The following is a 21186-nucleotide window of genomic DNA, read 5'->3' as shown; positions in this document are numbered from 1 at the left end:
AGGCGATCAAATTGCGCCTGCACGAGCACGTCGTGCAGGAGGAATTTCGCCTAGGGATGCTCGCCTGCCGCCGCTCGGGAAGTCCCCTGTTGCGGGGCTTTCAGCTCATCCTGGGTGAGCTGCAGAGCAAGCGCATCGAAGGCTTGCTCGGTATCCCGGCGCAGCTGTTCGCAGCGCTGGGCATAAGCGCCGCTACCGAGTGCTTCTTTGTCTTCGTCCAGGGCGTCCAACTGCTGGTCGAAGTTGTCGGAGATCTGCTTGAACTGCTCAGGGTATCGCTCACGCAGGTACGCGATCCAGTAGTCGCGCTGGCTGATGTAACGCGCCCGCTCATCAGTTGCTTCAGCAGTATGGACTGCCTGGTAGGCACGATTCAGATCGTTTTGCGTCACGCCGGCAATTGCACTGAACTGCAGGGTCCGTGGCTGCCCGATCAGGTTCAGGCTGCCCGCCAGGCCCGTGCGATAAGCCAGGTTGACCTCGACCTCATCCAGGCCAGATTCACTTGCCTGGCGAACCAGGAATTCATTACGCGCGAAGGCTTCAACCTGATCGAGACGGAAAAGACGCTGGGCCAACTGCAAGCGCTCGTCACGCGTAGCGAGCGGAGCCCCCCCATAAGTCGCCTGGAGGACCCGCATGCGCACTTCGAGCTGGCTGAAACAGTGCGCGACGCTGTCGACACAGGTACGCGGGTCTGCGGCCCGCTCGAACAACTCCTCACGGATCACGGCGCTGTTGTTCGCGGCGTCGATCATCGACCACACCCTGCGCGACAGGTCCGCCCTTGCCAGACGAAAATCAGAGCTCTCGGTCAGCTCTGCCAGAAGCTGGAAGAACTGGGTGTTTCCTGGCTCCCCCTGCAAAGCATCCCATTGCGTGGCATTGGCTGCCTGCTCGGCATCAGCAAGTGTTCCAAGCCAGGCAGTGCGGGCTTGCAAGGGATTGGCAACGCCCGCTTGTACACTGGCATCGAATGCCTGGCCATGAGCATGGAGCCGCTCACGGTCAGCCACGGACAGCGGATTGCCATCGACCCACACCGCCCGGCGCAAGGCCAGCGGGGCGTCGAGCAGCGCCTGGGGCAGACTGGATATCTGGTTGCCACGCAGATCGACATACTCGAGCAGACCACACCACTCCAGCCCCCTTGGCACAGCGTGAAGCCCTGCCCGATTCAGATGAAGCTCACGCAGGCGCGACAACTGATTGAAGCTCAAGTTGATCGAGCCCAATGTGTTTTCACTCAAGTCCAGAATGCGCAGGCGGCCCAAGCCGGCCAACGCGTCGACGTGTGGCACCGTCAAGCGAATCCGGTTGCGCGGCAGGCGCAGGTGGCGCAGGTGCGACAACCCCGCAAGGCCTTCTGGAATTGCGCGCAAGGCATTGTTGCTCAGGTCCAGCCGGCGCAGTTCGGGAAAGGTGTGCAGAAAACCGCCGGGAAGCGACTCCAGGCGCAGCCCGACCAGCACCATGTCAGTAATGTGGGCAAAGTCCGTACCCACGGGCAGGTCAGGCAAACTGCCGGCCGGCACACCGACGATGCTGAGCCGCATGCCGCCTGGCTGACCGTTGCGGTAGACCACCCGCTCGCCCTCAAGACGCCAGGCCCGCAGAAATGCATCGGCAACCGCTTGGCGCTGACCACGGCTGGGGTCGCCAACGGCGTCAGTCCAGAGCCGCAAACTTTGCGCAAGCTGTCGATAGTCTTGCTCTTGCCGCAACAACGTGGCATAGACCGACTGCGAATGAGTCAACATCAACTGCAGGTAGCGTTCTATCTCTTCATCGTCGAACGACGGATAGAGGCTACCGATACGGCGGCGCAGTATCGCACCCTGCCCAGGGCTTGAAGCCCCTCGCCCACTGAGCAGATAGCCCACTCGCCCATCGTCCAGGCGATGCATGGCCGATGCTACAGGCCGGGACTCGCGCCAGCCAAGCAGCCGTATCAGCTCCAGGCGTTGGCGTGGCAGCCATGCCTGTAACGATGTCCGGATAAGCCCAGCGGCGTCTTCTCCGGTCCACCCTTGCTGTTGCAGGAAAGCGGATGGCAAACAGGCTGCAAGCACCTCGAAAAGCCCCTGAGGCTGCGCAACTTCGATCTCGCTGGCACGGCCCATGGCGTCGAACAGTTCGAAACTGCCGTCACGCCAGACCATTTCCGTGATGAGTTGAGCACCCGTACGCTCAGGGAGCAGCCGCTCCAACACCGGCCCGGTAGCTGAACGCTCGCGCAAGACCAGATTCATCCCACCTGGGGTCAAACCGCGACGGCGGAGCAAGGAGAACGCCAGGGTTACCCCATCGGCACGGTAGCTGTTACGCAGAAAAAGCACTTCGCGCGCCCGCGTCAGGCGGGCCTGCTGCAACACGCCACGGGCCCGCTCGGCCAATGCCAGCGGCACGCGCGCCGCACTTGCCATACGTTCGCGCAGTTCGGCACCGGCGCTCTTCAGCAAATCCAGCGCGTAAGCATCTGGCAACCCGGGGAAGCTGCCCTTGAGCGTGGCCAGCAGCGGATCAGGTGCAAGGTAACGCTCGGCGAAATGCTCCAGCATCGGCCCGCGCAGCGCTTCGGCCGACTCGAGGATCGACTGAAACTGCTCTGTCAGGCTTTCCCCTTGCAGTTTCAACCTGTCGATACACCACTGCAACGCTTCGGTGTCATCACCAAGCACATCCGCTTGGGCGAAGAACGCATCGACCCGGGCATCGGCAGCAAAGCGCTCCAATGTATCGCGCAGCGTGATAGGCAACGGTCGCCCTTCTACCCACAACCCACGCAAATGCGCCTCGTCGATGTCCGCGACCACCAGCATTTGCCCGATCCGCGCCGAATCAAGCTGCGCAGCGCCCGGCCACAGGCGCTTGAGCATCATCTCGGCGCCCTGCCACGTCAGCGGCCGCTCCCAGGCAAGCCGCCAGGCACGCTCGCCATTGCCTTCCAGTGCGGGCCCGAACACCCCGGGCCCGTCGCGATGCAGCAAACGCCAAGCACCCGCCGCATCGCGGCGCACCCGGTAAAGCACACCGTCGCGCCGCCACCAGTGCGCCTGGCCATCACTGAGCAGGCCATTGTCCAGTTCGGTCAGGGAACCCGGAGTCGAGGGCTGCTCGTACGGCTGCAGCGCACGGCACCACAGTCGTTGCTCCCCCGTCTCGGTGGCAACCGGCTCCAGTTGCTCGACGAAAGCGCTGCGCAGCACCCTTGCACCCCCTGCGACGCCAATGCCGGTGGCCAATGTCGCAGCGAGCTCGAGCAGGTGCTCCACCGCCTCATGCTGGTGGCCCTGCGCCCAGTCGCCGATCCCCTCGAACACATCGGCGAGCACCTGCCGGGCCAGATCAGCCAGCAACAGCACGCCAACGACTGGTACGAACAGCCCTACCACATTCAGCAGCACCAGCCCCGCCGTTTGCAGTGCCTCCAATCGCGCTGCCGACGCGCTGGCATTGGCCTGTGCCGTCGGCACAGCCAGGAAGGCCGCATCCGCCAAGATACGTTGCACATGGGCGTCAGCCAGGTCAGTGAAGCGCTCACCTGCTGCGGTCACCAGCCCAGGCTCCAGGTCCGGCTCGTCATCCTCAAGGCGCTTGCGCAGCAGTAGCTGATAGTCAAGTTGGCCTGCCAGGCTAATGCGTCGGGCAAGCGCCTTGCGGAAATCGGCACCGCTCATGCGCCTGGCCAGGGCGCGGTTCGCCGATGGCCAATCGTCGAAACGGTGAAAGGGTTGTTCATGGTCATCTGGTAGATAGAGCAGCACAGCCTGCACGCGGTCCGGATTGAAAATCAGGCCAGGTATACCGCTCACGGTGCCGGTCAATTCAAATGCCAGTGCACCATTCACTGTCTGACCGAGCACCTTCAAGGCGCCCATGCCCAAGCGCAGGCTCGAAGGCAATTGCACGGTTTCACCCTTGCCGATCTGGCGCAACATCCGCAGATCGCTGACTGCCAATTGGCCCTTCAAGCCAGCGATCTCGACTGCGGCGGCCAGGCACAACCGCGTATCCTCGGCCAACTGGCGCTTGAAGGCGGGCGTAAAGATTTGCTTCAGGTGCTCCTGGTAGGCTTTGCCCACATCCACCTTGCGGCACAGAGCGACGATGTCGTCGATCCGCTGAGTGAGGATCCTGTCGCCTTCACCGGCAGCCCGCGCCTCACCGATCACTGCGGTCTGTTCGAAGTAGGACTCACCGTTCTTGAAGTTCTGCAGGAGCTTCTGCAACAGCGGCACAGTCACGAAATACGACTCGAAATTGCGCACCGTACCCTGGACCACTTCCAGGCGCCGGCGCTCTTCCCGCCACCGTGCCGTGCTCACATCGATATCCAGTTGCAGCTGGTCTTTGAGCGCCTGCTGCAAAAGCCCGGCAGCGAAGCGCTCGAGCGGCTGCAGTTGGTGCAAGGCCAGCGCCATGGCCTTCTGGCTTTGCAGGTGCGCTGTCATGCAGGCACGCAAGGCCTCAATCTGTGCATGCGTGGCGTTTTTCAGCCATGTGGGCAAACGTTCGCCGATGAAGTCATCAGCCGGGTACAGCAGTTTCGCAGGGACCTGGTCGGGCATGGTCGATTACCTCAGGATGGTTCGACCTGCCAGCCTGCGCTTGCTCGGACCCACCCTGCAGCAGGAAGGGTTGTCTCTTCAGCGCTGCGCCTGGTTCAGGGCCCGGTAGTGCCCCGGGTTGCAGCCGAACCATTTGCGAAATGCCTTGTAGAACGAACTGCTGTCGGCGAAACCCAGGCGCTCGGCGATCTCGGCCATGGGCCGCTCACCCTGGCTCAGCCAGGCAATGGCCAACTCACGCCGCACGCTGTCCTTGAGCCCTTGGTAAGTCTGCCCCTCCTCGCCCAGGCGGCGGCGCAGGGTCGAGGGCGACAGGCCCAGTTGCCGGGCCACGGCATCGGCGTCGGGCCACGCCGCCGGGTCCAGGTGCAGCAGGTTGGTGCGGATGCGCCGGCCCAGGCTGGCCGGGTCACGGTACTTGACCAGGATGTTGCCAGGCGCTTCGGCCAGAAACCGTTGCAGGTCATCGGCCGTGCGCCGCAGCGGCAGGTCGAGGCTATCGGCGGCGATGATCATGCGCGTGCACGGGCGGCCAAACTGCAGGTTCTCCGAAAACATCACCCGATAGTCATCGCAGAACGGCGGCTCCGCGCAGCGCAGGTCGATGGCCAGGATGGGAATGCGCCGCCCCGCCAGCCAGCAGGCCACACCGTGCACGATCATCCAGAAGGTGAAGTAGGCGAAGGCACGCCGCGGCTCGTCACGGGGCTCGTTGATCACGATCTCGGCCAGGCTCTGCTGCCGCACCAGGCTCGGCTGCAAGTCTTCGAGCATCAGTGCAAGGAACGCCAGCAGGGTATCCAGGCCTGCGCCCAGGGTCGGCTGGGCCATGCTCGCCCGGCACATGAACGCCAGGCTGCCGCTGCGCAGGCCACGGGGGTCCATGGCGAAGAACTCGTCATTGCAGCGCCGCGCCAGCAGCCGCCAGAGGTTTGCATAGGATTCGGCGCTGACCCGCGCCTCTGGCCGCTCGAGTTGGCCGATATCGATACCGGCGCGGGCCAGCAAGCCAGCATCGGGTTGCCCGGCCGGGCAGGTCTGCAACAGTGCCTCGCGCACCAGTTGCATGGAGATGGTGTCTTTCTCGCTCATCGGCCGTCCAGTCTGCTCTATGCCGGCCATCTTAGGCCCGCCGGGAAAAAACACCAGCCCTGGTTCACAGGCTTTCAGCCAGCCCCAGGAAGGCCTGGATCAGGCGCAGTTCACGCCGCCGTTCCAGGCAGCCGAGCATGTGCTGATTGACCAGCCCTGCCCCGGCCAGTGGGCGTGCCACGACTCTCGGGTCATGGGCCACTTCAGTAGATGAGACCACGCCAATGCCCAGTTCCGACGCCACCGCCTCGGTGACCGCCTCGCGGCTATCCAGTTCCAGCAGCACCCTCGGCTGCACAGCCGCCTTGCTACAGGCCTGATCGAAGGTGCGGCGGGTGGTGGAGCTCGGCTCGCGCAGCACCATGATCTGCTGATGCAGCTCGGCCAATGGCAAGTCGCCCGTGCCGCTGGCCCAGGCATGCCCGACCGGCAGCAAGGCGCACAGGCGCGACTCGCAGAGGTTCTGCAGATGCAGGCCCTTGCGCGGCTCGATCTCGGTCAGCACCGCAACGTCGGCATGCTCGCTGAGCAACGCACTCAAGGTTTCCTGAGCATTGCCCAGGCGCAGGTTGACGGTGATCCCCGGGTAACGTTCGCGCAGCAAAGCCAGCATCGGCATGACCCGGTGCGGGCCGTCAGCAGCCACTTCCAGGCGCCCTGTCAGCAACTGCCGGTTGGCTTCGAGCATGGCCTGGGCTTCCTCGGCCAGGCCGAACATGGCGCGGGTGATGGCCGCCAGGCGCGTGCCCTCTTCGGTCAACTCGACGCGCCTGGCAGTGCGCCGCAGCAAGGTGATCTGGTAGTGCTCTTCCAGCGCCTTGACGTGCCCGGTGACCGCCGGCTGGCTGATGAACAGACGCGCAGCGGCGCGGGTGAAGCTGCCTTCACGGGCCACGGCATCGAAAGCACGCAACTGGAACAGGTTCATGGGTATCGGCCTTACTTATAGCTCGGATAACAACAAACAATTTGATTGATGACAGGGCGAATTGCAACCTAGGCCCCGTAGTTTCACTCCACCGCTTGCGAGGAATAACGGAATGAGCAATGCCCCGATACTGCTGACCCCAGGCCCGCTGACCACTTCAATCCGCACCCGCCAAGCCATGCTGGTGGACTGGGGTTCCTGGGACCGCGACTTCAACCAGCTGACTGCCAGCGTCTGCGAGCAACTGCTGGCGATCATCGACGGTAGCGCCAGCCACCACTGCGTGCCCCTGCAAGGCAGCGGCACTTTCGCCGTGGAAGCCGCCATTGGCACCCTGGTGCCTCGCGACGGCAAGGTGCTGGTACTGATCAACGGCGCCTACGGCCAGCGCCTGGCGAAGATCTGCAAAGTGCTGGGCCGCGCCTTCAGCACCTTCGAAACCGCCGAAGACCAGCCCACCACTGCTGCCGATGTCGACCGCCTGCTGGCCGCCGACCCAGCCGTGACCCACGTCGCGCTGATCCACTGTGAAACCAGCACGGGCATTCTCAACCCGCTGGCGGAAATCGCCCAAGTCATCAAAGGTCACGGCAAGCGCCTGATCATCGACGCCATGAGTTCGTTCGGCGCACTGCCCATCGATGCCCGTGAAATCCCCTTCGAAGCGCTGATCGCGGCTTCAGGCAAATGCCTGGAAGGCGTGCCGGGCATGGGCTTCGTCTTTGCCGAAAAAGCTGCCCTGGCCGCCGCCGAAGGCAATGCCCACTCGCTGGCCATGGACTTGCACGACCAGCACGCCTACATGGCCAAGACCGGCCAGTGGCGCTTCACCCCGCCGACCCACGTGGTCGCCGCCCTGCATGAAGCGCTGCAGCAATATAACGAGGAAGGTGGGCTGCCCGCCCGCCACCAACGTTACGCCGACAACTGCAAGGCCCTGCTCGAAGGCATGGCCGCCATTGGCCTGCGCAGCTTCCTGCCGGCCGAGATCCAGGCACCGATCATCGTCACCTTCCACGCGCCGAAGGACGCCCGCTACCAGTTCAAGGACTTCTACGAGCGGGTCAAGGCCAAGGGCTTCATCCTCTACCCAGGCAAGCTGACCCAGGTCGAAACCTTCCGCGTCGGCTGCATCGGCGTGGTCGGTGCCGAGGGCATGCAGGCCGCCGTGAATGCCGTGGCCGAAGTGCTGCGGGAAATGGAAGTGCTGGACATCTAACCCTTTGCCCACCCGATTTCAGGAATAAGCGCACATGAACTACAGCAACCCCACCCAGCTGCAAGCCGCCATCCTCGACTGGGCCGGCACCGTGGTCGATTTCGGTTCCTTCGCCCCCACTCAGATCTTCGTTGAAGCCTTCGCCGAGTTCGACGTGCAGGTTTCCATCGAGGAGGCCCGTGGCCCGATGGGCATGGGCAAGTGGGATCACATCCGTACCCTGTGCGACGTGCCGGAAATCGCCGAGCGCTACCGCAAGGTGTTCGGCCGCACGCCGACCGACGATGACGTCACCGCCATCTACAACCGCTTCATGCCGCTGCAGATCGAGAAGATCGCCGTGCACTCGGCGCTGATCCCTGGCGCCCTGGACACCCTCACCGGCCTGCGCCAGGGCGGCCTTAAGATCGGTTCGTGCTCGGGCTACCCGAAGGTGGTGATGGACAAGGTAGTGGAACTGGCGGCGCAGAACGGCTACGTAGCCGACCACGTGGTGGCTACCGACGAAACCCCGAATGGCCGGCCGTGGCCGGCCCAGGCGCTGGCCAACGTGATTGCCCTGGGCATCGACGATGTGGCGGCGTGCGTGAAGGTCGACGATACCGTGCCGGGCATACTCGAAGGGCGCCGTGCCGGCATGTGGACCGTGGCGCTGGTGTGCTCGGGCAATGCCCTGGGGTTGACCTGGGAAGGTTACCGGGCCTTGAGCGCCGAGAAGCTGGAAAGTGAGCGCAAACGCATTCACCAGCTGTTTGCCGGGTCGCGGCCCCATTACCTGATCGACACCATCAATGAACTGCCAGAGGTGATTGCCGATATCAACCGCCGCCTGGCCAACGGCGAGATGCCACAGGCGTCCTGACCGATCGCTGCCGTGCCCCTCGTGGCAAAGCCCGCGCCAACAGGTTCACCAGCAACCCTGTTGGCGCGGGTTTTCTCGCACGCCTCGCTCAGCCCCTGCTTCGCTCCAGGCTGCGAATGGCCTGCAAGGTAAGTTGCAACCTCAAGGCATGGGTATCGGCATCCTGCTCGTTGTCCAAGAGGTCAAGATGGTACCGGTACTCAGCCTCGCCCAACTGCGTGCGCTGCCCTTCGATCAGGTTAAGCCGTTGCTGATACAGTTGGGTCAAGTTACTGAAGGCGTCAGCATTCACCAGTGCCACATAACGTTGCCAGAACGACCGGCGGCACAGGCTGGCTGCCAGGGCCTCGTCGGTTTCGATCTCACGTAACGCGCGAACGGCCTCGAGCAACTGCTCACCGGTTATCCGGCCGTCTTGTGACTCTCGCATTGCCAATGGCTGTTCAGGCAGGTTCAAACGCTGGCGAAGACGCACCCGATAGCCCAGAACAATGGCCGTGCGGTCTACACGGCTGCGCAAGGCTAAACGCCGAGCGACCTCCCGCCGAGCGTGCTGATCGAGAAAGTCCAGACGCATCAGCGCCCGCCCCAGCTCCAACAGTTCGATACCACTGCCGACAGCCACTCGGCCAGTGGCCCGCGCAACGCGCAAGCGCAATGACAACTGGCTGAAGCGCTCGATGGCCGCATTATCGTCGGCCATTGGTTGCGCCATCAGCGCATCGATTTCCTGGCGGAATTCGGCATTGCTTTCCCTCTCGGCCAGCACACTCCAACCCCGCTCGAGCAGGTGCGACTGCGGCCAACTGAAACCGGCGAATTCAATCAAGTCGCCCAGCAGCGACTCAAGCCTTGCCCCTTGCTCAGTGGCCTGCAACCTGTTCCACAGCTGGCTGCGACTACCCGGCGCCTCGGCGTGCTCCCCGACCCACCATTGACGAACAGCGGCCGCCGACCTGGGCAGTTCATAGGGCTCTTCCGAGATGCTTTCCAATGCATAGAAGCGCTGCACGGCCCCGCTGCTGATCGGGTTGCCATCAAGCTGGATCACACGGCGAAACTCATAAGGCATCTGCAGCAAGGCATCCGGGGCAGCCTGCAGTTGGTTGTCGCGCAGGTCTGCTACCTCGAGGAACCCACAGAGCTCCAGCCCTGTCGGCCAGGCACCCAGGCGACAGTTGCGCAAATAAAGGCTGACCAGATGGGGCAAATGATTGAACTTCATTGCAAATTGACCCAGGGGGTTCTGACTGAGGTCGAGATGGGTGAGGCGCGGCAGCCCGGTCAATGCTTGCTGGGCTGCGGCATCCAGCCGAATATTGTTACGCGCCAGGCGTAACTCGCGCAGTCCGGTGAGGTAGGAGATGCCCGCTGGCAAGCGCAACAAGCCATTGCCGGCCATGTTCAGGACCTGCAGGTGGGTGAACGTGCCGATGAACTGCGCCGGCACGTCGGTGATTGCCGTACCACTTACCACCAAGGAGGTGATGTAGGTGAAGTCCAGTTGTAACGGAAGCTCTGGCAGGGTGGTGATATTGAGGTTGGTCAAGGTCAGGCGTTGCCCTGCCACACCTCGATCATTCGCAGGCACCGGCTCGGCCTGTGCAGCCCAAGCCCTGCGCAGGCGCTGGACAACGTGTCCACGGATCTGCCGCCGGGCATCGTTGAGCTCGCTGCCTTGCCAGCGCTGCAGCGCCCTCTCCAGCTGCTCGTGGTCGTGCTGCAGCCCAAGCAAGAGTTCATACGCCGACGCCCGCCCTGCGAGCAAACGGTGCAGTTCCGCATCGATTTGCGCCTCGCTCAAGCCCGGGAAATACCGGCGCATACCCTCTCGCAGCACATCTCTGGAGCTCCTGCGCTGGCCTGCACCGCGCCCGCTGAGCAGATAACCGACGCGACCGTCTTCCAGGCGTTGCCCGGGGTTGAGCCAGCGCTCCCGGTCAGGCCATTCCAGAAAACGTGCAATTTCCTCATGGCTTGCGGGCAACTGCTCCAGTGCAAGAGCCCGTAGCGTCTGACTGACCGGCTCGTCCCCCTGAATTCCCAGTTCAACCTGCTGAGCGGGGGACAACAAGGCGGCGATGACTTCGAAGAGATCCCCTGGGTCGTTGACAGAAAGCGCAAGCGTGCTGCCATCACCGGTGAAGGCATTGAACTGTCCATCCTGGCGTACCAGTTCCCGCAATGGCGTCCCTTGCTCCTGCGCCACCAGACTGGCCACTATGCGCCCGTCCACTTCACCTTCACGCAGGTTGATGTTGAGCGTCTGCGGGCCCAGTTGATTGATCAATGCGAAGATCAACTCACCGGTTTCAGTGGAATATGCGCTGGCCAGGTAAAGCCCGGCCAACGCCTTGCTGATCCTTGCCACTCGCAGTAACGAAGCCGCTCTGCGCGCCATTGCCAGGGGTAGCTTGCCAGTCCTTAGCGCTTCATTGCGCTCAACCGTGCCGGCCTCGGCTTCCAACCGCTGGGCAAACGCACCTCCCAAACCAGGGAAATCTTTGTACAGCAGCGTCAGCAGTGGTTCATTGCCAACAGACTCCAGGCGCGTCAGATGTGTGTATAGCTGCCCACGCAGTTTCAGCTTTGCCGCCTGCACTTGTGCAACGCCCTTGCCCACATCGGGTAATGCCTCGCACCAAGCCAGTAACTGCTCGTCCTGTTCATCAAGGCGTTTGTACTGCAAATGCTCGAAGAAACGTTCGATCTGCTCGTCTGCTTCAAAGCTGCGTAGCGACTCACGCAGGTTGACGGGCAGTACCCGGTTTTCCATCAGGATGCCACGCAGTTCGTCTTGATCGACCCCTGCCACGCTCAATATCTGCGCGGCTCGCTGGGCATCGACCATCGGGTGGCGTGGCCACAGCCGATCGAGCATCCGGCTGCTGTCATCCCACTCCCAGGGCCGTTCGCATATCGGCCGCCAGCAGCGCTCATCGTTATGCAGCACGATTGGCTCGTAGGCCCCCGAACGCCGTTGGTGACGCAACCGATAAGGGCCTTCTGGGTCGGGCCGATGCACTTCATAGTAACGTGAACCGCAGCGCAACCAACGCTGCTTGCCATCGCCATACAGGCCATCGGGGTGCAGGACGATGTTCTCAGGTACCGACTCGTAAGGCATGAGACTGTTGTCCCACAGGCGCGCAACGCCAGTTCTCACATTGACAGGCTCCATGGCAGCAACCAGGGCACTGCGCACGACACTCACGCCAATCACGGTCGCCGTGGTGGCCGCCAGCGCTTCAGCCACACCCAGCATATGCTCCAAGGCTTCATGGCGGTGGCCCTCATACCAGTCCTGCGCGCCCTCGAACACATCGCCCAAGGTCTGCAACACCAGTTGCCCCAGCATCACAGCCCCCACCACCGGGATAAACAGCCCTGCCAGATTGCTCAGGTTCAAGCCTGCTGACTTCCAGGCCTCATGCCTGGCACGGGCGGCTCGGGCGTCGGCTTCGGCGGTTGGCACCAACAGCAACCGCGCATCGTCCTTGGTGCGCTTGACTTGGCCACTGGCCAGCGCTGCAAAGATACTGCCTTCAACCACGATACCTTGCATTTCAAGGTCAGGCTTCGGGTCTTTCAGACGCTTGCCGAGCCGCTCGACAAAATCGGCGCGGGTGCGCAGGCTGATCAATTGGGAGAAAAAGGAGTGATAGGTTTCGCCTTGCAGCAACGTGACCAGGGTGCTGTTCAACGACGCTTCATCAGCAAAATAGCGCAATGCCTGCAGCGGGTCGCCTGGCAAATAGAGGAGGATCCCCGTCTGCTGCCCCTCCACATTGCGCAAGCGGACAAGCATGCCATCGCTGGCCACCTGACCGAGCACCTTCAATGTTCCGCCATAAGCGCGCAGCCCCGAATGCTGGAGGTGTATCTGCTCGCGAGTCATCTCCAGCAGTGCGACCTCGACATCAGCTGATATATCGCCCTTCATCGCGGCAATCTTGCTGGCCAAGGCCAGACCGGAACGCTTGTCCTCGGCCAGAATGCTCAGGGCGGCCGAGCCAAATACTTCATCCAGCCTTTCCTGGTATTTTTTACCTGCATCCAGCTTGCGGCACTCGGACGCGATCTGCGTCGCCGAGATCGACAGCACTTCATCGTGCCCCGGCGCAACCAGCCCAGACCCTTCATAAAATGAGCCATCAGCCTCAAAGTTGCTCATCAACCTCAAGGCGCCGTTGCTGCGTAAAGCCCTGTAACCAAACTGCTGCATGTCGCTACTGCCAAGCCTACCGACCCAGGGCGTCACCACCAGCCACTCGAGCGCTGAAAACGCCACCCCCTTGGGCAGTGGCTTGGCCAATAACGATTCGAGGTGCTTTTCGGCGAATACATCCAAAGGTTCAAGCTTGAGGGTGAGCCCACGCAAGCGTGCCTGGCTGGCCTGGTGGGTTTTGAAGGCAGTACGTAACGCTGCCAGCTGGGCGTGAGGGGCATGCCTCAACCAGGCGGGCAGCCTTGCGCCAATGAAGTCATTGGTGGCGACGTCGATCTTATCTTCGACCGAGCGCACCGCCGCGGAATTGTTGATCATGGTCACTCCAGCGATCAGCTTCAGGAGTGCCAATACTGTTGGAAACCAGCGGTATCACTTCAGCTGGAATGGATGCCGCGAACACAGCTGACGAGGCCAGGCCGGGCATCCTCCGGCAGGCGGTTCAGACCGCCCGGTTCAGTTTCACCCAGGAAGCGAACTTGTCGATGAAGCCCTGCAGGAACGGCCGCGTCTTGTCGCTGAGTTTGCCACTGTCCTCGAACAGGCTCGCCGCACCACCGATGTAGGCCTCGGGCATCTGCATGCAGGGCATGTCCAGAAACACCAGCGACTGGCGCACGGCATGGTTGGCGCCAAACCCGCCAATGGCCCCTGGCGAGACGCTCACCACCGCCGCCGGCTTGCCGCTCCAGGCGCTCTGCCCATAGGGCCGAGAGCCCACGTCGATGGCGTTCTTCAGGCAGCCCGGTACCGAGCGGTTGTACTCCGGGGTGACGAACAGTACCGCATCGCTGTGGCGGATCTCATCGCGAAAGCGCTTCCAGGGCGCGGGTACGCCCTGGGCCTCGACATCCTCGTTGTACAGCGGCAAGTCGCCGATTTCGACGATCTTCAGGGCAAGGCTGGACGGCGCCAGCTCCGAAAGTGCGCGGGCCACCTTGCGGTTGTAGGAGTCCTTGCGCAAGCTGCCGACGACGACCGCTACCGAATACACCTGGCTCATGGCGATTTCCAACCTTTGCTGGGAAAAGAGACGTCAGTAGTTATAGATGACCGTTCCTCGGCGGCCTGGTTTTTTTTCCACCCTTGGAAAACTTCCTGATGCCTTTCACGGTCTATCCCTGCAGACATTTCCCACGTAATTCAGAGGTTTCCCCCCAAATGGCAGCAGTAATGGTCGGCCAGTTCCACGCCCGTGACGCCGAAGGCCGCATCTACCCCGTCCACGAATTCCAGGAGTCCACCCTCCAAGCGGACGGCAGTGCAGTGGGTGCTCCGATCACCACCTACCGCCTGGCCATCGGCGATCGCGTCAATCATCTGGGTGAAGACCGTTTCGAACTGGCGCAGACCGGCGTCGAGATCATTCGCATTCCTTGATGCAGTCCACCGTGTACTGGCCGCCATCGTTCTGCAGGCCATGCACATCGGCAACGAAACCCGGAAAACCGCTATTGAACGCCCGGGCAAACGCCAGATAGTCGAGGATCGAGCGGGTTGCTTCGGTGAACCGCTCACCTGGCATGATCAGCGCAATCCCCGGCGGGTACGGCACCAGCATCACCGCCGCGACCCGGCCCGGCAAGGCCTCGATCGGCACCGCCTCCACCTCTCCCCGCACCATCTGGTCATACGCCCGCGCCGGGCTCACGGCCACTTCCGGCAGGCGCGTGAACAACCGCTTGAGCTGCTTGGCCGTAGCGTTGGCGCGGTAGCAGTCATGCAGCTGGTCACACAAGTCGCGCAGGCCCAGGCCTTGATAGCGTGAAGCATCGACGGCAACCACGCTGGGCAGGCAGGCACTGAGTGCGCTGTTGCCGTCGTAATGGCGTTTGAACTCCAACAACTCCGTCAGCAAGGTACTCCACTTGCCCTTGGTGATACCCATCGAGAACAACACGAGAAAGCTGTACAGGCCGGTCTTTTCCACTACCAGCCCGCGCTCCCAGAGGAACTTGCTGACCACGGCCGCGGGGATGCCATGCTCACCCAACACCCCACCGGCACTGAGCCCGGGCATCACCAGGGTGACCTTCAGCGGGTCGAGCAGTACGTAGTCGTCGTTGACCTCGGCAAAACCGTGCCACCCTGCCCCCGGTTGCAGCAACCAGTCGCGCACGGCCAGCCGATGGATGCCCTCCGCCACCGGCGGCTGCCAGATGCTGAACCACCAGTCGTCTGCCGCGATATGCTCGCGCAGGTTGGCCAGAGCGCGACGAAAACTCAGGGCTTCATCGAACATTTCCTGCAGCAGCGAACGCCCAGCCGGGCCTTCCATCATGGCCGAAGCCACGTCGAGCGAGGCGAGAATGCTGTATTGCGGTGAAGTGGAGATATGCATCATGAAGGCTTCATTGAAGCGGTCACGGTCCAGCTGACGTTGGGCGCCATCCTGCACGTGAATCATCGAAGCCTGGCTGAAGGCCGCGAGCAGCTTGTGCGTCGAATGGGTGCTGAACACCAGTGGGCTACCCGCGCTGCAGGCCGTTCCCATGGCGTAGCGACCCTCAAAGAATTCGTGGAACGCCGCATAGGCGAACCAGGCTTCATCGAAGTGCAACACCTCGACACTGGTGCCCAGCGCCTGCTTGATCATGCCGGCGTTGTAACAAAGCCCGTCGTAGGTCGAGTTGGTCACCACCGCCAGCTTGATCCGCGGCTCACGCCCCTTGGCCAAGGGGTGGGCCTGCACCTTGGCCTGGATTGACTCAAGGCTGAACTCACTCAACGGAATCGGGCCGATGATGCCCAGTTCGTTGCGCTCGGGGCACAGGTAGATGGGAATGGCGCCGGTCATGATGATGGCGTGGACCACTGACTTGTGGCAGTTGCGGTCCACCAATACCAGGTCGTCACGGCCGACCATGGCGTGCCAGACGATCTTGTTGGCGGTGGAAGTGCCATTGATCACGAAAAAGGTGTGATCGGCGCCGAAATTGCGCGCTGCGCGGGCCTCGGCAGCGGCCAGAGGGCCGGTATGGTCAAGCAGCGAACCCAGCTCAGGCACCGAGACCGACAGGTCCGAACGCAGCGTGTTCTCACCGAAGAACTGGTGAAACGCCTGGCCTACCGGGCTCTTGCGGTAGGCCACGCCCCCACCGTGGCCGGGCGTGTGCCACGAGTAGTTGGACTGGGCAGTATGCTGCACCAGTGCCTTGAAGAACGGCGGCAGCAGGCCGTCGAGGTAATTGTGCGCAGCGCGTGCCACCTGGCGAGCGAGAAACGGCACGGTGTCTTCGAACAGGTAGAGAATGCCGCGCAACTGGTTGAGCTCGCTCATGGCCTCGGCCGGGGCGTTTTCCAGGGTGACCTGCTCGCCGAGGGCAAAGATCGGCAGGTTCGGCGCTCGCAGCCGGGCCAGACCAATCAGCTCGGCCATGTTCTGCAGCAGGTGGGTGTTGTCGCCGACGCCTTCGGCGGCGATCAGCATGCAGGCCAGGCCATGGTGGGTGGTGGCGACCAGGCGCGCTTCGGCGTGGTCGGCGGCCTTGATGATGGCGAAGCCGTCCTGGCTCAGTTCCTCGGCGATGCCACGGATGCGCTCGCCGGCAACGCTGTCGGCCTTTATCGCACGGTGGACGATGAGGATGGGGAACTTGAGGTCCTTGTACATCCGGCTACTACCTCCGCAGGACTGGTTGTCCTATTGAGGGTAGTAGGCCGGTGCAGGCTTGCCGATCAGCTGGCCGGTGTCTCGGTCAGGGTTTGCCACATCGACGGCCCACCCGCCGACTTGGCCACTGCCGCCAGCCGCTCGGCATGCGCCTCGAGTTCTTCGGCACTGGCCATGATCACCCGCCCTGGCGCCCGCCCGACGATGCGGCGGATCTCGCTGCCACCGCTGCCCTGCCCCTCATTGTCTTCGGCCCCGTGCCCGGCCAGCGACAGGCTGGTCTGGCCACCGGTCATCGCCAGGTAGACGTCGGCCAGCAACTCGGAGTCGAGCAATGCGCCGTGCAGTTCACGGCCGGAGTTGTCGATGTCGTAGCGTTTGCACAGCGCATCGAGGCTGTTGCGCTGCCCAGGGTGGCGGGCACGGGCCAGCAACAGCGTATCGAGGATGGTGCAGTGCCTGGAAATGTCGGCGCGGTCGCTCTGCCCCAGCAAAGCGAACTCGTTGTTGATGAAGCCGACGTCGAACGCCGCGTTGTGGATGACCAGCGTAGCGCCCTGGATGAACTCGAAGAACTCCTCGGCCACATCGGCGAAGCGTGGCTTGCCGACCAGGAACGCATCGGTAATGCCGTGGACGTTGATCGCGCCCTCGTCACTTTCGCGATCGGGCTGCAGATAGACGTGGAAGTGCCGCCCGGTCAGGCGCCGGCCCATGACCTCGACACAGCCGATCTCGATGATCCGGTGGCCTTCACTGACCGGCATGCCGGTGGTTTCGGTATCGAGAATGACCAGGCGTTTATCTTGCTGCTGCTCCACGCGGGGCGCTCCAACTTGCATCAGTTACAAAGGCGACGATTGTACCGCAGCTCAACGCTTGGCGCGCACTTCCTCGACGCCGCGGTTGGCCAGCTGGTCGGCACGTTCGTTGCCGGGGTGGCCGATGTGCCCGCGCACCCACTTCCAGGTGACCTTGTGGCGGTTGACCTGCTCGTCGAGCAACTGCCACAGGTCGGCGTTCTTCACCGGCTCCTTGGCCGCGGTCTTCCAGCCGCGCTTCTTCCAGTTGGCCATCCATTCGTTGATGCCTTTCATCACGTACTGCGAGTCGGTGGTCAGCACCACGTCGCATTCACGCTTGAGCGCCATCAGCCCCTGGATCGCGGCCATCAGTTCCATGCGGTTGTTGGTGGTTTCGCGCTCGCCGCCCCACAGTTCCTTCTCGACGCCCTTGAAGACCAGCAGGACGCCCCAGCCGCCTGGGCCGGGGTTGCCCTTGCAGGCGCCATCGGTATACATCTCGACGCTATCGCTCATGTACCACTCATGTTCAGTGCTTTTCGGTATCCGGGTTGGCGGTGCTACGGTTGACCTTGGCCAGCGGCAGCGGCAGCAGCTTGCCCATCGGCTCGCGGCGCACCTGGCGCAACGGCCGCAGGCCGACCACCATCTTGCGCGCCACCAGCAGGTAGACCCCGCCGCCAGCACACTGCCAGCCCCCCGCCATCCGTTCCCAGCCTGCCAGGCGTTGCTGCCAGGCCGGCGAAGTGAGCGGCGGACGATAGCACCCGAAGCGGCGTTTCTCCAGCGCGAAGCCCAGCAGGTTGAGCCAGTCACCGACCCGTGACGGCGAGATGCAGCGTGCCTTGCGCAGGGCGCCATGGCTGAAGAAATGGCGCACGCCCCAGCCGCTCCAGGGGTTGATCCCGACGATCAGCAGGTGCCCGCCCGGGCGCACCGCGCTGGCTGCCTCGCGCAGCAGGCCATGGGGCGACAGGCTGAAGTCCAGGCCATGCTGCAGCACTACCACGTCGGCGGCATGCTCGCTCAATGGCCAGGCCTGTTCCTCGCAGACGATTTCCACCCCGGGCAGCGGTGCGCCAAGGCGCACGTTGCGCTGCACCTGTGGCGCGCTGGGCGGCGCCTCGGCACAGGGGCCATAGTGCACGAGGTAGCCACCGAAGAAGCGCCCCAGCTCTTCTTCCAGCAGTTTTTCCTCTTCCTTGAGCATCAGCTGCCCGAGTGGGCCGTTGAACCACTCACGGGCCAGACTGATCAGTTCGACCCACTCCGGGTCGGCCTGAGCAAAGGCTTGGTCGGTCATTGCGCTCTCCCTCGAAGGTTCTCGCACAGCGCCATCGCGGCTAAGATGCCCTCATGTGCCACGCCAGGCGATACGGATCCGCACCATGATACAGATCGACGCTCTTCCCGCTTTCTCCGACAACTACATCTGGTTGTTACAGGATACTGCCAAACGCCGCTGCGCGGTGGTCGACCCTGGCGATGCCGGCCCGGTGGAGGCCTGGCTGGCCGCCCACCCCGGCTGGGCGCTGGACACCATCCTGGTGACTCACCACCACCATGACCATGTCGGCGGTGTCGAACGCCTCAAGCAGCAGACCGGTGCCCGCGTCTGCGGCCCGGCCCGCGAGCAGATCCCAGGCCGCGACCTGGCGCTTGACGAAGGTGACCAGGTCAGCGTACTGGGCGTGGCCTTCCGGGTATTGGCCGTGCCGGGCCACACCCTGGGGCATATCGCCTACTTCAGCGATCAGCCGGCAACGCCGCTGCTGTTCTGCGGCGACACCTTGTTCGCTGCCGGTTGCGGGCGCATGTTCGAAGGCACGCCGGAGCAGATGCAACCTGCCCTCGCGCGCCTGGCAGCGCTGCCAGAGCAAACCGAGGTCTACTGCACCCATGAATACACCCTGAGCAACCTGCGCTTCGCCAAGGCCGTGGAGCCTACGAACCCGCACGTTCTGCAGCGGTTCGAGGACGTTAGCCAGTTGCGCGCTGAAAATCGCATCACATTGCCATCAACGATCGCACTCGAGCGCCTGACCAACCCTTTCCTGCGTACCTCTGAAACATTAGTTAAACAAAAAGCAGACGAATGGAAGGGACATTCAAACGACTCGCAGGTCACTGTTTTTGCTGCTTTGAGGTCTTGGAAGGATAGCTTCTGATAACCTCAAGATATATCGCAGAGGGCTCACAACGGTTGACCCAGGCGGGTGCGGTTTCTAGAATCGCCGAAATTTTTCGCCCGGAAACCTGTCTCAGCCGATGTCTTCCCGTAGCCGCAGAACCGCTCATTCAGTCGCCCTGACGCGCCTGGCCCAAATCAGTGCGCTGGCGCTGGCCGCCACCCTGGTGGGCTGCCAGAGCACCCGTCAGCTCGACGAAGCCGAAAGCGTTCGCGCGCACAGCTACCAGGCACGGATCAAGCACAAGCCCTCGCCGCTGGCAGTCAAACCCGCCGAGCCGCCGCAAGATGTGTGGGAGCGCATGCGCCAGGGCTTCGCCCTGCAGGACAACATCGACGTCAACCCACGCATCGAGCAGCAGCGCCTGTGGTTCGCCAGCAACCCGTCGTTCCTCGAAAGTGCCGGCGAGCGTGGCAGCCTCTACCTGCACTACATCGTCGAACGCCTCGAAGAACGCGACATGCCGCTGGAGCTGGCCCTGCTGCCAGCCATCGAAAGTGCCTACAACCCGATGGCCTACTCGCGCGCCCATGCCGCAGGCATGTGGCAGTTCATTCCTTCCACCGGCCGCCACTTCAACCTGCGCCAGACCAACTTCTACGATGGCCGGCGCGACGTGACCGCCTCGACCAACGCCGCGCTGGATTACCTGACCCGTCTGCATGACATGTTCAACGGCGACTGGCTGCTGGCCCTGGCGGCCTACAATGCGGGCGAAGGTACCGTCAGCCGTGCCATCGAGCGCAACGAAAAGCTCGGCCTGCCCACCGATTACTGGAACCTGCCCCTGCCGCAGGAAACCCGTGACTACGTGCCCAAGCTACTGGCGCTGTCACAGGTGGTCTCCACACCTGAAGCCTACGGTGTGAACCTTACGCCGATCGCCAACGAGCCCTACTTCGAAGCAGTGGCCATCAACGACCGCCTCGACCTGTCGCGGGTCGCGGCCTTCGCCAACATCGACGAAGACGAACTGATCCAGCTGAACCCGGCCTTCAAGAAACGCATGACCGTGGACGGCCCGCAACAGTTGCTGGTACCGACCGCCAAGGCGCAACTGCTCAGCGACAGCCTGTCCAACCTCAAACCCGAGCAATTGGTCAGCCTGCAGCCGAACAAGGCCGTGTTCGCCGCCGCCGTGGCCGAAGCCAAGGCGCCTGCAGCGCGCAGTTACCGGGTCAAGCGTGGCGACAGCCTGAGCAGCATCGCCAAGGCCAACCGGGTGGCAGTCAAGGACCTGCAGCGCTGGAACAAGTTACCGGGCAATCGCGTCAAGGCCGGCCAGGTCCTGGCCCTGCGCGGCGGCAGCGCGCCGAGCGCTGCCGGCAATCGCGTTGCGGCCTCCGGCCAGCGTTCCACCCAGTACAAGGTGCGCAAGGGTGATTCGCTGTATCTTGTAGCCAAACGTTTCAATGTCGAGATGCAGCACCTCAAGCGCTGGAATCCGCGCAGCGGGCATGCACTCAAGCCAGGCCAGACCCTGACCGTATACCTGTCCCACTGATGTAACCCTGGGGCTGCTTTGCAGCCCATTCGCGGGCAAGCCCGCTCCCACAGGTACAGCACAGCTTCCAAAGCCGGTGATATACCTGTGGGTGCGGGCTTGCCCCGCGAATGGGCCAGAAAAAGCCCTGCAGAAATCCCCTGCACCTTCTCTTTTTCCATACCCGCCAAGCTGTTA

The 21186-nt window shown here is 63.0% G+C and carries 14 protein-coding genes; 5 read left to right on the top strand and 9 right to left on the bottom strand.

From position 1 onward, the window contains the following. Positions 1-50: 50 nt before the first annotated feature. The 3 genes from OCX61_RS08375 to OCX61_RS08365 form a co-directional block, all read right to left on the bottom strand. Positions 51-4571, bottom strand: coding sequence for an NEL-type E3 ubiquitin ligase domain-containing protein (locus tag OCX61_RS08375; RefSeq protein WP_261943371.1), 4521 nt, complete (start codon positions 4569-4571; stop codon positions 51-53). Between the two features lie 78 nt (positions 4572-4649). Further along, complete coding sequence (locus OCX61_RS08370; protein ID WP_261943370.1) at positions 4650-5663, bottom strand: AraC family transcriptional regulator; 1014 nt, start codon at positions 5661-5663, stop codon at positions 4650-4652. A 64-nt stretch (positions 5664-5727) separates the two neighbouring features. Next, on the bottom strand, positions 5728-6591 hold the full coding sequence (locus OCX61_RS08365; RefSeq protein ID WP_261943369.1) for a LysR substrate-binding domain-containing protein: 864 nt from the start codon (positions 6589-6591) through the stop codon (positions 5728-5730). A gap of 112 nt (positions 6592-6703) precedes the next feature. On the opposite strand from OCX61_RS08365, the gene OCX61_RS08360 reads away from it, so the two are divergent. Continuing rightward, positions 6704-7810 carry a 2-aminoethylphosphonate--pyruvate transaminase gene (locus OCX61_RS08360; protein WP_261943368.1) on the top strand — a complete coding sequence of 369 codons (1107 nt, stop codon included), beginning with the start codon at positions 6704-6706 and terminating at the stop codon, positions 7808-7810. Positions 7811-7844: 34 nt separating this feature from the next. Beyond that, on the top strand, positions 7845-8672 hold the full coding sequence (phnX, locus tag OCX61_RS08355) for a phosphonoacetaldehyde hydrolase (protein WP_261943367.1): 828 nt from the start codon (positions 7845-7847) through the stop codon (positions 8670-8672). Positions 8673-8760: 88 nt separating this feature from the next. On the opposite strand, the gene OCX61_RS08350 is transcribed toward phnX, so the two are convergent. After that, positions 8761-13218, bottom strand: a complete 4458-nt coding sequence (locus OCX61_RS08350) for an NEL-type E3 ubiquitin ligase domain-containing protein (RefSeq protein ID WP_261943366.1) — start codon at positions 13216-13218, stop codon at positions 8761-8763. Between the two features lie 124 nt (positions 13219-13342). Continuing rightward, positions 13343-13903 (bottom strand): NADPH-dependent FMN reductase, encoded by a 561-nt coding sequence (locus OCX61_RS08345; RefSeq protein WP_261943365.1) that lies wholly within the window; start codon positions 13901-13903, stop codon positions 13343-13345. 158 nt (positions 13904-14061) lie between these two features. Between OCX61_RS08345 and OCX61_RS08340 the strand changes: the two genes are divergently transcribed. Continuing rightward, positions 14062-14280, top strand: a complete 219-nt coding sequence (locus tag OCX61_RS08340; RefSeq protein ID WP_261943364.1) for a hypothetical protein — start codon at positions 14062-14064, stop codon at positions 14278-14280. Here OCX61_RS08340 and ldcA read toward each other — a convergent pair. The 4 genes from ldcA to OCX61_RS08320 form a co-directional block, all read right to left on the bottom strand. After that, complete coding sequence (gene ldcA / locus OCX61_RS08335) at positions 14264-16513, bottom strand: lysine-specific pyridoxal 5'-phosphate-dependent carboxylase LdcA (RefSeq protein WP_261943363.1); 2250 nt, start codon at positions 16511-16513, stop codon at positions 14264-14266. The genes OCX61_RS08340 and ldcA overlap by 17 nt on opposite strands. Before the next feature lie 65 nt (positions 16514-16578). Continuing rightward, entirely contained in the window at positions 16579-17334 is a 756-nt protein-coding gene (dnaQ, locus tag OCX61_RS08330) for a DNA polymerase III subunit epsilon (protein ID WP_261943362.1), read from the bottom strand. 51 nt (positions 17335-17385) lie between these two features. Next, entirely contained in the window at positions 17386-17832 is a 447-nt protein-coding gene (rnhA, locus tag OCX61_RS08325; RefSeq protein ID WP_261943361.1) for a ribonuclease HI, read from the bottom strand. Positions 17833-17845: 13 nt separating this feature from the next. Next, a complete protein-coding gene (locus tag OCX61_RS08320) occupies positions 17846-18619 on the bottom strand; it encodes a class I SAM-dependent methyltransferase (protein WP_261943360.1) in 774 nt (257 codons plus the stop codon). Positions 18620-18704: 85 nt separating this feature from the next. On the opposite strand from OCX61_RS08320, the gene gloB reads away from it, so the two are divergent. Together gloB and OCX61_RS08310 are read left to right on the top strand one after the other, a co-directional pair. Continuing rightward, a complete protein-coding gene (gene gloB, locus OCX61_RS08315) occupies positions 18705-19484 on the top strand; it encodes a hydroxyacylglutathione hydrolase (RefSeq protein ID WP_261943359.1) in 780 nt (259 codons plus the stop codon). Between the two features lie 100 nt (positions 19485-19584). Further along, the gene (locus tag OCX61_RS08310; RefSeq protein ID WP_261943358.1) at positions 19585-21009 is read left to right on the top strand and encodes a lytic transglycosylase domain-containing protein; all 1425 of its coding nucleotides are present in this window, start codon (positions 19585-19587) and stop codon (positions 21007-21009) included. Positions 21010-21186 lie beyond the last annotated feature (177 nt).

It is taken from the genome of Pseudomonas sp. LRP2-20, from assembly GCF_024349685.1.
GTDB lineage: Bacteria > Pseudomonadota > Gammaproteobacteria > Pseudomonadales > Pseudomonadaceae > Aquipseudomonas.
The sequence above is the reverse complement of the archived record's forward strand: the minus strand, read 5'-3'. Positions and strand labels throughout refer to the sequence as shown.

Excerpts from the sequence above, each read along its gene's own strand:
- OCX61_RS08375 (WP_261943371.1), bottom strand. The coding sequence starts at position 4,571 with ATGCCCGACCAGGTCCCTGCGAAACTGCTGTACCCGGCTGATGACTTC.
- OCX61_RS08370 (WP_261943370.1), bottom strand. The coding sequence starts at position 5,663 with ATGAGCGAGAAAGACACCATCTCCATGCAACTGGTGCGCGAGGCACTG.
- OCX61_RS08365 (WP_261943369.1), bottom strand. The coding sequence starts at position 6,591 with ATGAACCTGTTCCAGTTGCGTGCTTTCGATGCCGTGGCCCGTGAAGGC.
- OCX61_RS08360 (WP_261943368.1), top strand. The coding sequence starts at position 6,704 with ATGAGCAATGCCCCGATACTGCTGACCCCAGGCCCGCTGACCACTTCA.
- phnX (WP_261943367.1), top strand. The coding sequence starts at position 7,845 with ATGAACTACAGCAACCCCACCCAGCTGCAAGCCGCCATCCTCGACTGG.
- OCX61_RS08350 (WP_261943366.1), bottom strand. The coding sequence starts at position 13,218 with ATGATCAACAATTCCGCGGCGGTGCGCTCGGTCGAAGATAAGATCGAC.
- OCX61_RS08345 (WP_261943365.1), bottom strand. The coding sequence starts at position 13,903 with ATGAGCCAGGTGTATTCGGTAGCGGTCGTCGTCGGCAGCTTGCGCAAG.
- OCX61_RS08340 (WP_261943364.1), top strand. The coding sequence starts at position 14,062 with ATGGCAGCAGTAATGGTCGGCCAGTTCCACGCCCGTGACGCCGAAGGC.
- ldcA (WP_261943363.1), bottom strand. The coding sequence starts at position 16,513 with ATGTACAAGGACCTCAAGTTCCCCATCCTCATCGTCCACCGTGCGATA.
- rnhA (WP_261943361.1), bottom strand. The coding sequence starts at position 17,832 with ATGAGCGATAGCGTCGAGATGTATACCGATGGCGCCTGCAAGGGCAAC.
- OCX61_RS08320 (WP_261943360.1), bottom strand. The coding sequence starts at position 18,619 with ATGACCGACCAAGCCTTTGCTCAGGCCGACCCGGAGTGGGTCGAACTG.
- gloB (WP_261943359.1), top strand. The coding sequence starts at position 18,705 with ATGATACAGATCGACGCTCTTCCCGCTTTCTCCGACAACTACATCTGG.
- OCX61_RS08310 (WP_261943358.1), top strand. The coding sequence starts at position 19,585 with ATGTCTTCCCGTAGCCGCAGAACCGCTCATTCAGTCGCCCTGACGCGC.